Origin of the sequence: Pseudomonas sp. TH37, assembly GCF_016650735.1 — a bacterium.
Classification (GTDB): domain Bacteria; phylum Pseudomonadota; class Gammaproteobacteria; order Pseudomonadales; family Pseudomonadaceae; genus Aquipseudomonas; species Aquipseudomonas farris.
In genome coordinates, this window is sequence record NZ_JAEKFD010000006.1 from 45,008 (window position 1) to 58,809 (window position 13,802).

The 13,802-nt window shown below is 59.5% G+C and carries 5 protein-coding genes; 1 reads left to right on the forward strand and 4 read right to left on the reverse strand.

The annotated features are described in order from the left end of the window. Positions 1 to 6: 6 nt before the first annotated feature. The 4 genes from JFU11_RS28335 to putP form a co-directional block, all read right to left on the reverse strand. Positions 7 to 4,770: an RHS repeat-associated core domain-containing protein gene (locus tag JFU11_RS28335; protein WP_201061404.1), complete on the reverse strand. Its 4,764-nt coding sequence runs from the start codon at positions 4,768 to 4,770 to the stop codon at positions 7 to 9. Then, positions 4,770 to 5,507: a DUF4123 domain-containing protein gene (locus JFU11_RS16730; protein WP_201061406.1), complete on the reverse strand. Its 738-nt coding sequence runs from the start codon at positions 5,505 to 5,507 to the stop codon at positions 4,770 to 4,772. The genes JFU11_RS28335 and JFU11_RS16730 overlap by 1 nt, the downstream gene beginning before the upstream one ends. Continuing rightward, positions 5,497 to 7,515: a type VI secretion system tip protein VgrG gene (locus tag JFU11_RS16735; protein WP_201061408.1), complete on the reverse strand. Its 2,019-nt coding sequence runs from the start codon at positions 7,513 to 7,515 to the stop codon at positions 5,497 to 5,499. The genes JFU11_RS16730 and JFU11_RS16735 overlap by 11 nt, the downstream gene beginning before the upstream one ends. Positions 7,516 to 7,801: 286 nt before the next feature. Further along, positions 7,802 to 9,286 carry a sodium/proline symporter PutP gene (gene putP, locus JFU11_RS16740; RefSeq protein WP_030129880.1) on the reverse strand — a complete coding sequence of 495 codons (1,485 nt, stop codon included), beginning with the start codon at positions 9,284 to 9,286 and terminating at the stop codon, positions 7,802 to 7,804. Positions 9,287 to 9,747: 461 nt separating this feature from the next. Between putP and putA the strand changes: the two genes are divergently transcribed. Further along, entirely contained in the window at positions 9,748 to 13,701 is a 3,954-nt protein-coding gene (gene putA / locus JFU11_RS16745; protein ID WP_201061410.1) for a trifunctional transcriptional regulator/proline dehydrogenase/L-glutamate gamma-semialdehyde dehydrogenase, read from the forward strand. Positions 13,702 to 13,802: the final 101 nt, after the last annotated feature.

A 13,802-nucleotide genomic window follows, 5' to 3' on the forward strand; every position in this document is an offset into this window, starting at 1 on the left:
TCTTCCTCACTTGATCGGATATAACGTAAATGGAACGCCAGCATCATTAAACTTCATTTCAAAGCCGTCCAATTTAATAAGCCTTGGATTTTCCTTCGACCTAGTGTTTGGCACATATCCCTCCCCGGCACCCGGAAGCCTCATTCTAACGATGTTATTTCCCTCCCCGTCCGTCCCCGTAAATCGAGATAGCCCTCGCTCAGTCCTCGTTATTGCAAGAGTGTAAGCCTCGAGCATCAACTCCCAACTACTAAATCTGGAGCTTGGATTACCACGTTGGTGCCAGGGTCTTCTACCAGTCATCGGATCCGTACCATCAATAGCTCGCTGCTTCCATTTGCCATCTGGTACCGCTGGGCTATGTTTCCCCACCATATGCATGCCCTGGCTTTTATCCAACCGTCTAACTTCTTTCTCGGCAAGCTCCCGAGCACTTAACTTAGGCTTTGGTAACGCTGGCTCACCCTCATCAACCTTAGCCCCGGCCGTATCATCGGGCGCCGAACATCCCGGCTTATTCGGGGGCGGACAATTTCCGCTCAACCCCAACGGATCAACCCACCCTGTCGGATTCGGCGTGTACTGATACTGGTTCAGCCCACCCGCCAACTTGATCGGATCCGGCGTCAGGTAGCGGCCAATCTCCGGATCATAGTACCGATGCCGGTTGTAATGCAGGCCGCTCTCGGCATCAAAGTACTGCCCCTGAAACCGTAACGGTTGCTCAAGTTGCTCGCCCCCGCCGAACGCCAGGTGCGTGACTTTTCCGTAGGCGTTGTACTTCGCCGACCAGACAATCTCGCCACCAAAATCGGTCAGTTCCTGCGGCGTGCCGAGGTGGTCGAGTTGGTAGTAGAACGGGCAGGTTTTTCGTGGGCCTTTGCCGTCGAGCATGGCCAGCGGGCGAAAGCTACCGGGTTCATAGACGTAACTGCGGTAATGCTCGCAGCTGCTTTCAGCGACAAGGTTGTCGCCCTGCCAGAAAAACTCGGTGGTTTTGCCGTCGACGGTTTTGGCGATGCGGCGGCCGAAGGCGTCGTAGCGGTAGCTTGAGCAACGACCGTCCGGGGTGGTGACGCCGACCAGCCGGTGTTGGCAGTCGTAGCGGTATTCGGTGACGAGTTTTTGCGCGGTGCCGCGGCGTTCGCGGATCAGGTTGCCGAAGGCGTCGTAGTCGTAGTGGCGGTCGCCCTGCATCAATAGACGATTGCCTTTGACGGTCGCGGCGCCGGGGCGATCCTGCATCAGCAGGTTGCCAGCCGGGTCGTGGGCGAAGGTTTCTGGTGGGTCGTCGCGGGTGTGCCGGACGCGGGTCAGGCGGTTGAGCGGGTCGTACTGGTAGCTGCGCTGGCCGTGCCGGGTGTCGGCGATGTGGTCGAGATTGCCGTTGAGGCTGTAGGCATAGTCGCGGCGGTACAGGTTTTTTTGCTGTTGATTGACAGCGTGGGCCTTCAAACGGCCCTGGTCGTCGTAGGCATATTCGCTGAGCAGCAGGCCTTGCTGGCGCTGCTGTTCGCGGCCGGATTTGTACGTGTGACTTGTAAGCCGCGCGCCATTAAGGTCAATCGCCGTCAGCGCGCCGCCCTTGGCATGGTGATAGTCGAGTTTGCTGCCGTCTGGCAGGCGCAGGCGATTGAGCTGGCCACAGGCGTCGTAGCCATAACGTAGCGTGCCCCAACCCTGATGCTCGGTGATCAGGCGGTCCTGCTGGTCATATTCGAATTCCAGCGGATGATCGTGGCCGTCGTCGACACTGGTCAGTCGGCCCAACGAGTCGTAGCGGTATTCGACGTTGATGCCGTCGGGCAGGGTCTTGGTCAGCAACCGTCCGGCCGAGTCCCGCTCATAAGCCGTGATCAGTTGCGAGCCGTCGTCGCCGAACTCGGTTTTCTCCAGCAGGTGCCCATTGAGATCGTGGGCGTACGCGGTACGGCGGCCGTCGAATCCGGTTTCCTGTCGGATCAATCCATTGGGCGTGTAATCCAGCCGATATGTTTCGCCGGATTCGTTTTCGATTTCCGTCAGCAGCAGCTGCGCGTTGTCGTAGCGGTACTGGAGGTGGGTGCCGTCGGGGTTGATCCGGCGGCTGACCAGGTGCAGATCGTCGGCGTATTCGTAACGGGTGACGCGGCCCAGCTCGTCGCGTTCGGCAGTGATCTTGCCGTAGGCGTTGTAGGAGAAGGCGCGGCTGGCACCCGTCGGCAATGTCGTCTGGATCAGTCGGCCAACGGCGTCCCATTGGTACTGGGTGAGCGCACCGTGTTCGTCCTGACGGGTAATCTGCCGCCCCAATGCGTCGTAGGAAAACTTTCGCTGCCCACCGTCCGGCAGTGTTTCCTCAAGCAACTGCCCCAAGGCATTCCAGACGAACACATGGCGGCTGGTGTCCGGGTAGCGGATCGACAGCAGTCGGCCTTGTTCGTCGTAGTGGTAGTGAGTGACCTGGCCGTCGGGATCGGTGACTTCGGTGACATCCCCCTGAGCATTGCGCTGATATTTCCACACCGCTTTGCCGCGATAGCGCGCATGCAGGAAACCGTTGCGATACTCGTAGGCCGTTGGCTCGTCTTCGGGTGGAATCAGCGCCACTAACCGTCCGACTTCGTCGTAACGGTATTCGGTGACGGCCCCGAGCGGATCCTGCTCGGCAATCAGCCGACCTTGGTCGTCATAGGCCTTGAGCTGTTCGCCGCCGTCCAGCTCGACCTTGCGTACCAGCCGCGCCCGGTCGTCATGAAGGTAAACCTCTTGGCTGCCATCGACGTTATGAACCGTGACGCTGCCCTGATCGTCCCAGACATAGCACGCATCCATCTGCGCAAACGACGCCCAGTGCCGGATGCAGCGTGCCGCCTTGCCGGACCGTTCCCACGCCCAGAAGAAACTCGCCCCACCGACCAGTTGCCGCTGCAGAATCACGTGCCGGTCGTCGTAGTCGTAACGCTCGCTTTCCCCGGCGGCATTGCTCGCTTCGATCAGCTGAGCGCATTCGTCGTAGCGGTAACTGACCAGCGTCTGCTCGGTGTGCCAGGCCTCGTCGACATTTGGAGCAGGGACAAACACCTGATAGTCGACGGCGATCAGATGGGCGCGGTCATAGCGCAACAGCAAAGCGCGGCCGACGCCGTTGTCGAGGCGCTGGATGCGCTGCTGGCGGTCGCGGGTGACGCGCAATCGATTGTCGTAAGCGTCGCTGATCGCCGTCAGCCGACCGTTGTGGAAGTGGTAGAACCGCGCGTCGTCGCCGGCCTGGGCGAGGATCAGTTCTTCGGGTTCAGCGCCGAGATAAATCGCCGCGCGCGACAGGCTGTTGTGGATCGCCGGACGTTCGGCAGACGGTAGCGGGAACGTGGTGCGACGGTTTTCGTGGTCGATCCAGAGGACCTGATCGCCCTCGATCTCCAGCCGATGGGCGAGCGAATGACTCCAGCCAAAACCCAGCCCGCAGTCGATCTCGGCGGCGCTGGTGCGGTAGAGCCGGGTGAAGTCGAACGGCAGGATGCCGTCCAACGATCCGTCGGTGAGGGTCAGCAGTTCTTCGCCGGTGACCATCGACACCGGGCATTTGTTGGTGACGGTTTTATCGGCAGAGTCGGCACTGTCGCCGTTGGGGTTTTTCGCCTGATCCGGGACGTCGTCGTGGTGTTCGTTTTGCTTGAGCGTGGTGTTGCGTTTGGCATCCCAGCGCAGTTGCATCCGACCTTTTTTCAGACCCGCTGCAACACCGCGTGCAGCGACTGTTTTGTACTGGTCGACGTACTTCATGAAGGTGGTGAGGATGCTGAATGTCGCATCGACGAAACGCATCGCAAGACCAGCCAGCAACGCCCCGTACTTAATCCCGCGAAATGTGAGATAGGCTTTGGCGACGGGTATACCTACACCCGTCCAGGCCAGCGCCAAAGCAATCAGAATATCGATCAGTACCGAGACAATGACATGGCTGGCTACCTCTGCCGAGTTACCAGCCATTTCGCTAGGCGGTAACGCCGAAAGCCAAAGACTCGCGGCACGAAACAGCAGACAAAGCGCCGCTTCATCGCTTGCCAGCAGCATGGCTTTTTCCATCGTTGCTGGTGATTGCTTCGCCAGATCGATGAGTTGCTGTGCACTGCTGCCAAGTTGTTCAAGGTGAGCGGCAGGATTCTTAAGGATGTCAAAGACAAGGCTCAGGCCATCCCAAACACCCATGACTGCTGCCCAACTTCCCGCCAGCATTCCGTTACCAGCGGCCACAAAAGTCGACTGCGACCATTGCGGTTTGAACCCCTCCCACTCCTTGCGTAGCCAGCCCTCCAGCTCTGTGGTCAGGCCGTCGTATGAGGAGAAAAGATCATTGATTTGAGTCGGGGTAACTTCACTTTGAACATGAACGCGATAGAACTTGCCGGGTAAGCCTTCGAACTGTCCTTTACCGTTTTCATCGAGCGTCACAGGCGTCGACTTACCGCCATCCATTGCAATCACATCGATCTGAATATTCCCCAACGGAATGTCATAAACCGATTCGAACTTGCTCTCGATCTCCAGAATTCCGCTGTCCGGACACTGCGCAACGCTGGAATAAAAATCGTCATCGCGACTACTTACAGACTTGCTGGTATTGCCCAGCTTGATCTTCCGCTCCATGTCCATCAGCGATGGCATATCCGTAGCCCGGCTGACCCTGTCCGCATTCCGGCTCAAGAAGCTGCCAAGTTGCTGGCGATACAAACTCAAGGTGTCTTTAAAACCGTCGAGCTCCTGCTCGATCCGTACGATCTGATCCATCAGTTCAGCTCCGTCATCAGATAATCCACCAAAGCTGATTTCGGGGCTTGAGGCAGGTCTGGCATCTCAAGAAAGCTCGCGACTTTGTGCCGCAACACACGTTCGGAAAACGCTTCATAAAGGTCTGGGCGGTCCTCACTCAACCACTTCATCAAGTTGTTGATGCGGGTTGTGGCGGACTCGGCGGCGAGGTGTTTGAGCAGCGATTCAGAAACTTCCCACCACGGAAAATCCCTAGCGGTTTTCAATGCACTGCCACCGATATCGAGCGGTTGCCCATTGATCAAACAACGGTCGATGACAGGCATTAACTGCGTGGCGTTAACGTCGGCAGACTGAAGAATCGACAGCAAATAACGCCCATCCCAAAAACGGAAAAACACCACGTTGCCGTTTGGCAAAAGAACTTGAGTGAGGCTGCGCAAATGCTCGACCAGCGCTTCTTGAGAAGCAGAAGAAACCGCCAACCACCCCCAATCGCGGGACCCGGTCGTAGCAACCCACTCCATAAACTCACTACCAGCAGCGACGATTCCGACATAGGGCATCACCGCTTCCCACTCGGCATACGCGGTGTCAGCCCAGATAGGGCTCGGCGCTAGAGCGGTGATTGAGCGTTGCCAAGTTTTAAAGGGTTCAGCAGCACTGGCACTGCTGAAAATCGCGAACAGTTGCTCTGACGGTTTCAGCGGCTGGCGCTCCAGCCAGGCCTGAGGTGACAAGGCATCAGGCGGCACAAACACCGTCCTTGCAGCGCTCGCATTCCTCGCAGAATGGTGCGTCGCTTTGCAGGCTGAGTATTTGTGCGGCACTGAGCGCCGCCGCCGGGGCGGCGGCGAGTTTCAACGGAACATCCGGCAGGCTCGGCGCCGCAGCCATGGCCGCCATCGGTGCGCCACCGACCTGGATCGGCACGCTACTGAAAATCCCGCCAGGGCCGATGTTGATCCACTGCCCGCCCGCTTGAATGGTCGCGCTGGCGCCGCCGTCGATGACCACTTGCTGGCCGGCGCTGACGTGGAATTGCTGACTGGCGTTGAGGGCCTGACTGGTCACGCGAATGTGCCGGTCGCCGACCACCACCAGGTGATCGTCCAGCCGCACTTCGGTCTGGCGCTGACCGTGGGTGATGCGTTTTTCGTCGGCCTTCAGTTCATGGCGGGCGCTGCCGGTGACGACGATGCTGCGCTGGTTGTCGACCTGCACCTGTTGATCGTTCAGTACATGCTGAGTCCAGTTCCGCTGGGCGCGCAGGTAGATTTCCTCTGCGCCTTTGCGATCCTCGATGCGCAATTCGTTGTAACCGCCGCCACCGGGACTACTTTGGCTGCGGAAAATGCTGCGGGTCTTGTCCGTCGGTAGATCGAGCGGCACCGGGGTCGCCGCGCTGGGCAGGCAACCCATGACCAGCGGTTTATCGGCGTCGGCGTCGACGAACCCCACCAGCACCTCCATGCCGACGCGCGGAATCACCACGCTGCCGTAGCGGTCGTGCGCCCAGCCAGTGGCAACACGCAACCAGCAACTGGAATGCTCGTTGAGCTGGCCGTCACGGTCCCAGGCGAGCTGAACCTTGACCCGACCGTACTCGTCGCAATGGATTTCGCTGTCAGTCGGGCCGGTGACCACGGCAGGTTGATAGCCGAGCATCCGCGGCTTTTCTGGCCCCAGCGGCGGGCGAAAGGAAACGTCCCACGGCGTCGCCATAAAGGTATTGCGATAGCCCTGGAAATCATCCGGGCTGTCGCCGGTGGCCGACTCTTCCAGCACCTGCGGCTGCCGACCACGGTGTTCGATTTCGGTGATCAACCACAGGTCATTCCACGCCTGACGCGGGTGGTCGGCGAGGTGTAGGAAATGCCCACTGACCAAAGCAGATTCGTCGCCGCGACCTTCGGCCTGGCGGTAATCTGCACTGTGGCGCTCCAAGGTCCGTTGAGCCAGATGTTTGCCGTGTTCGCGATCGGTGAATTGGCCGGGAAAGTGATAGTCCTCGAGCACCGGGCGCTGCTCGCTGTCGAGGCGGCTTTCGAGTTGCAAACGCGGTTTCTGGAAGTCGTAGTCCCGGCGAGTGACAGCTGTGGTCCGGGTTTCCAGCCGCACGTTGAAACGTTTGACCGCCGGCGCATCCGCCGCCATCCCACTGCCCGGCAGGTACAGCGTCGGCTCGGGCAGCCGGGGGAAAACCGTCTGGTCATCGCCGAACACCAACAGATGCCCGTCGGGGCTGTGCTGGAAGTGGTAATGAATGCCGACTTCTGCACACAACCGCTGGATGAACGCCAGATCGCTTTCGGCGTATTGCACGCAGTACTCGCGCTCGGGGTAATCGCTGCCGAGTCGGAACTCGAAGGCATCGCGCTGGATGCCGTGGTCTTTGAGGATTTGCGTGACGATCGCCGGCACGCTTTTGTGCTGGAAGATTCGCTGATTGATGCGCCGAGCGAGGTACGCCAGACGCGGCACGATACTGATTTGGTAGCCCGTCAGACGTTGGCCGGAATCGCCCTGGCCGACGCGAAAAATCTGACCGTGAATACCGGAACCTTGTGCATCGAAACTCAGAAACGCCTGACGGTGCAGCAGGCTTTCGAGGTCAATGTCGGGCCGTTCGCTGACCAGTTCCAGGTCAAAGCGGTAGGGTTGGCTGATGGCTTCCTTGCCCGTGAACTCAAGTACCTTGAGCTCATTCTGGACGCCGTCGAGGGTCAACGTGAAACGCGGTTGATTGGCAGGCGCGAACATCCGATGTGTCTCTGCAGAATGAAGGCGGGCGATTCTGCATGAGCGACAAGGGGTGTTGACGGAGGGACAAGGAAATCAGATTTTCCCTACTTTTTTAGGGATTTTTCCTTCACAAGTTGAGATATAGAACTACAGACATTCCTGTCAGAAGCACCACCGAACAAATGTGGGAGCGGGCTTCACGCCCTGCGCCAGACGTAAAAGCGCAAAAAAAAACGGCCCGCCTCCAAAAGGAAGCGGGCCGTTTTCATGTTCAGCGGAAGATCAGAGCATCAGCTCATCCCCATCACTGGTTCAGGCGGAAATCCTTCTCGGCCGCGGCAAAGCGCTGAAGCATGCCGGCGGTCGGTGCGCCCATTTTGCTGACGAAGTAGATCGCCAGGCTGGCGAAGATGAAACCAGGGATGATTTCGTACAGGCCCAGCAGTTCGAAGTGTTTCCAGACGATCACGGTGATCGCGCCAACCAGGATGCCGGCCAGTGCGCCGTTGCGGGTCATGTCTTTCCAGATCACGGAGATCAGGACGACTGGACCGAAAGCGGCACCGAAACCAGCCCAAGCGTAGCTGACCAGACCCAACACACGGTTTTCCGGGTTAGCCGCCAGAGCGATGGCGATCAAGGCAACCAGCAGCACCATGGCACGGCCGACCCAGACCAGTTCCATCTGGGAAGCGGTTTTACGCAGGAAGGTTTTATAGAAGTCTTCGGTCAGGGCGCTCGAGCACACCAGCAGTTGGCAGCTCAGCGTACTCATAACGGCAGCCAGGATGGCCGACAGCAGCACACCAGCAACCCATGGGTTGAACAGGATCTTCGCCAGTTCGATAAACACACGTTCGTGGTTTTCGGTCACAGGACCGGCCAGTTCAGGGTGCGCCGAGAAGTAAGCGATACCGAAGAAACCTACAGCGACGGTGCCGCCCAGGCACAGGATCATCCAGGCCATGGAGATGCGACGCGCTTTGGCAATCGACTTGACCGAATCCGCCGCCATGAAACGCGCCAGGATGTGCGGCTGGCCGAAGTAGCCCAGGCCCCAGCCCATCAGCGAGATGATGCCGATGAAGGTGGTGTTTTTCAGCATATCGAAGTTGCTGGCATCTTGCGCTTCGATGGCCAGGAACGTGGTGTCGACGCCGCCGGTGGCCAGCAGCACGATGATCGGCGTCAGCAACAGGGCGAAGATCATCAGCGTGGCTTGTACGGTGTCAGTCCAGCTCACTGCCAGGAAACCACCGACGAAGGTGTAGGCAATCGTCGCCGCAGCACCGGCCCACAGCGCTGTCTCGTAGGACATGCCGAAGGTGCTTTCGAACAGACGGGCGCCGGCCACGATGCCGGAAGCGCAGTAGATGGTGAAGAACACCAGGATCACGACCGCGGAGATAATCCGCAGCAGGCCGCTTTTGTCTTCAAAACGGCTGGAGAAGTAATCCGGCAGGGTCAGTGCATCGCCGTTGTGCTCGGTCTGCACGCGCAGACGGCCGGCGACGAACAGCCAGTTCAGGTAAGCACCGATGATCAGGCCGATGGCGATCCAGCTTTCGGAAAGACCGGACATGTAGATAGCGCCTGGCAGGCCCATCAACAACCAGCCGCTCATGTCGGAAGCACCAGCGGAGAGTGCAGTCACGACGCTGCCCAGGCTACGACCGCCCAGAATGTAGTCAGAAAGGTTGTTGGTGGAGCGATAGGCCATGAAGCCGATCAGCACCATTGCTGCGATGTAGATCACGAACGTGATCAGGGTTGGATTGCTTACGCTCATTGAGTTACGCCCTGGCATTGTTTTTATGTAACGGCGGCTGGTGAACCGCTCGCAAACGACGACGTTTGACAGACGATTCCGGATCCCGCGCATTTATGACTGATGTTTCCCCAGGAAAGCCATCAGCCGGCACACCGATCTTTTTGACCGGTTGCACCTTGGCCGCGAATGCTATTCAACAAAGCAAATAAGGTGCAACCAGTTTCGTACGAATAAGTTGCACCTAGTCGGATTTTCCTGAAAAGGGTCGGTTTTTGCTCCTTTTTAGGGCGTTTTCCAGGTTGCGCTAGAAGTAAAAGCACCAAGCAGGCGCGGGAGAGATGTACCAGAATCAGTTTCCTGACGAGCTGCTTATTATTCCGACAAAAAAAGGGTTGCACCCGGTTGCACCTCGACCGACGCACAGCTAATCTTGCCGCCAGCTGATGCCACGCGGTCGTGGCAAACATGAGGATAAAAATATGGCTACCACCACTCTTGGGGTCAAACTTGACGACCCGACCCGCGAACGCCTCAAGGCCGCCGCGACCTCGATTGATCGCACGCCGCACTGGTTGATCAAGCAGGCAATTTTCAATTACCTGGAAAAACTCGAGGGTGGTGCAACCCTGTCCGAGCTGAACGGTTTGAACGGCAAGGAAGTTGACGAAGCGGGCGAGATCCACGTTGATCACGCGCATCAGTGCTTCCTGGAATTCGCTGAAAGCATCCTGCCGCAATCGGTGCTGCGCGCTTCTATCACTGCCGCCTACCGTCGCCCGGAACCTGAAGTGGTGCCGATGCTGATCGAGCAGGCGCGCCTGCCGGCCGCGATGGCCGAAGCCACCAACAAGCTCGCTGCCTCGATTGCCGAGAAACTGCGCAATCAGAAAAGCGCCGGCGGCCGTGCCGGGATTGTTCAGGGCCTGTTGCAGGAATTTTCCCTGTCGTCCCAGGAAGGCGTAGCGCTGATGTGCCTGGCCGAAGCGCTGCTGCGCATCCCGGACAAAGGCACCCGTGACGCCCTGATCCGCGACAAGATCAGCACCGGCAACTGGCATCCGCACCTGGGCAACAGCCCGTCGCTGTTCGTCAACGCCGCCACGTGGGGCTTGCTGCTGACCGGCAAACTGGTCGCCACCCACAACGAAGCTGGCCTGACATCGTCCCTGAGCCGCATCATCGGCAAGAGCGGCGAGCCGATGATCCGCAAGGGCGTCGACATGGCCATGCGCCTGATGGGCGAGCAGTTCGTCACCGGCGAAACCATCGCCGAAGCCCTGGCCAACGCCAGCAAGTTCGAAGCCAAAGGCTTCCGCTATTCCTACGACATGCTGGGTGAAGCTGCACTCACCGAGCACGACGCCCAGAAGTACCTGGCCTCGTACGAACAAGCCATCCACTCGATCGGCAAAGCCTCTCACGGTCGTGGGATTTATGAAGGCCCGGGCATTTCGATCAAGCTGTCCGCATTGCACCCGCGTTACAGCCGCGCCCAGTACGAGCGCGTGATGGAAGAGCTGTACCCGCGCCTGCTGTCGCTGACCCTGTTGGCCAAGCAATACGACATCGGCCTGAATATCGACGCCGAAGAAGCCGATCGCCTCGAGCTGTCGCTGGATCTGCTGGAGCGCCTGTGCTTCGAGCCGCAACTGACCGGCTGGAACGGCATCGGTTTCGTGATCCAGGCGTACCAGAAGCGTTGCCCGTATGTGATCGACTACGTGATCGACCTGGCTCGCCGCAGCCGTCATCGCCTGATGATTCGCCTGGTGAAAGGCGCGTACTGGGACAGCGAAATCAAGCGCGCCCAGGTCGAAGGCCTGGAAGGCTATCCGGTCTACACCCGCAAGGTGTACACCGACGTGTCCTACATCGCCTGCGCACGCAAACTGCTGTCGGTGCCGGAAGTCATTTATCCGCAGTTCGCCACGCACAACGCCCACACCCTGTCGGCCATCTACCACATCGCCGGTCAGAACTATTACCCCGGTCAGTACGAGTTCCAGTGCCTGCACGGCATGGGTGAACCGCTGTACGAACAGGTTGTAGGTAAAGTTTCCGAAGGCAAGCTGAACCGTCCGTGCCGCGTGTACGCACCGGTTGGCACGCACGAAACATTGTTGGCGTACCTGGTGCGTCGTCTGCTGGAAAACGGCGCGAACACTTCGTTCGTCAACCGCATCGCCGACCAGTCTATTTCGATTCAGGAACTGGTGGCCGATCCAGTGGCCAGCATCGAGCAGATGGCTACGCTGGAAGGCGGCTTCGGCCTGCCGCACCCGCGTATCCCGTTGCCGCGTGATCTTTATGGTGCCGAGCGCGCCAACTCCAGCGGCATCGACATGGCCAACGAACATCGTCTGGCTTCCCTGTCGTGCGCCCTGCTGGCCACTGCTCACAACAACTGGAAAGCGGCGCCGATGCTCGGTTGCGCGTCCAGCACTGAAACCCCTGCGCCAGTCCTGAACCCGTCCGATCTGCGTGACGTGGTTGGCCATGTGCAGGAAGCCACCGTCGAAGACGTCGATAACGCGATCCAGTGCGCCCTGAAAGCTGCACCGATCTGGCAGGCCACTCCGCCGGCCGAACGCGCCGCGATTCTGGAACGTGCCGCCGATTTGATGGAAGGCGAGATCCAGCCGCTGATGGGCCTGCTGGCTCGCGAAGCCGGCAAGACCTTCGCCAACGCCATCGCCGAAGTGCGTGAAGCCGTGGACTTCCTGCGTTATTACGCGGTGCAGGCTCGCAACGATTTCACCAACGATGCCCACCGCCCGTTGGGTCCGGTGGTCTGCATCAGTCCGTGGAACTTCCCGCTGGCCATCTTCAGTGGTCAGGTCGCTGCTGCTCTGGCCGCCGGTAACCCGGTACTGGCCAAACCTGCGGAACAAACCCCGCTGGTGGCCGCTCAAGCCGTGCGTTTGCTGCTCGAAGCCGGGATTCCGGAAGGCGTGCTGCAACTGCTGCCGGGCCGTGGCGAAACTGTCGGCGCCCGTCTGGTCGGCGACGATCGCGTCAAAGGCGTGATGTTCACCGGCTCCACCGAAGTCGCTCGTTTGCTGCAACGCAACGTCGCCGGTCGTCTGGATGCTCAGGGCCGTCCGATTCCGCTGATCGCTGAAACTGGCGGCCAGAACGCGATGATCGTCGACTCCTCGGCGCTGACCGAACAGGTTGTGATCGACGTGGTGTCGTCGGCATTTGACAGTGCTGGCCAGCGTTGCTCGGCGCTGCGGGTACTGTGCCTGCAGGAAGATTCCGCTGACCGTGTCATCGAAATGCTCAAGGGCGCCATGGCTGAATGCCGTCTCGGTAATCCAGAGCGCCTGTCCGTGGACATCGGCCCGGTGATCGACGCCGAAGCCAAGGCGGGGATCGAGAAGCACATCCAGGCCATGCGCGACAAAGGTCGCAACGTGTACCAGGTGGCCATCGCCAACAGCGAAGAAGTCAAACGCGGCACCTTCGTGATGCCGACCCTGATCGAACTGGAAAGCTTCGACGAACTGCAACGGGAGATCTTCGGCCCGGTTCTGCACGTGGTTCGCTACAAGCGCAAAGAGATCGATCAACTGATCGGCCAGATCAACGCTTCCGGCTACGGCCTGACCCTGGGCGTACACACTCGCATCGACGAGACCATCGCCAAGGTGATCGACAACGTCAACGCCGGTAACGTCTACGTGAACCGCAACATTGTTGGTGCTGTGGTCGGCGTGCAACCGTTCGGCGGTGAAGGCCTGTCGGGTACTGGCCCGAAAGCCGGTGGTCCGCTGTACCTGTACCGCTTGCTGTCGACACGTCCTACCGATGCGATCGAACAATCCTTCGCCCGCGGCGACGCTATCGCTGCACCGGACGTCCGCCTGCGTGATGCCATGAGCAAACCGCTGACCGCGCTGAAAGCCTGGGCTGACAGCAATAAGTTCGCAGACTTGAGCACCTTGTGCGTACAGTTCGCGGCGCAATCGCAAAGCGGGATCACCCGTGTTCTGGCGGGCCCGACCGGTGAGCGCAACAGCTACGCCATCCTGCCGCGCGAACACGTGCTGTGCCTGGCGGAAGTCGAAGGCGATTTGCTGACCCAACTGGCTGCGGTATTAGCCGTGGGCGGCTCGGCGATATGGCCGGACGCTGAACCGGCCAAGGCCCTGTTCGCACGCCTGCCGAAAGAAATCCAGGCGCGGATCAAGCGGGTTACCGACTGGACCAAGGACGAAGTGGTGATTGATGCGGTTCTGCATCATGGCCATTCCGACCAGTTGCGTGCGGTCTGCCAGCAAGTGGCCAAGCGTGGCGGTGCGATTGTTGGGGTTCATGGTTTGTCGCAAGGCGAGACCAACATTGCGTTGGAGCGTCTGGTGATCGAGCGTGCATTGAGCGTTAACACCGCTGCGGCGGGGGGTAATGCCAGTTTGATGACGATCGGCTAAACCGCAATAAGACCGGGCACCTGCAATGGGTGCCTGGTTACACAATACCTGTGGGAGCGGGCTTGCCCGCGATAGCGATGTATCAGTCACTGATGATATTG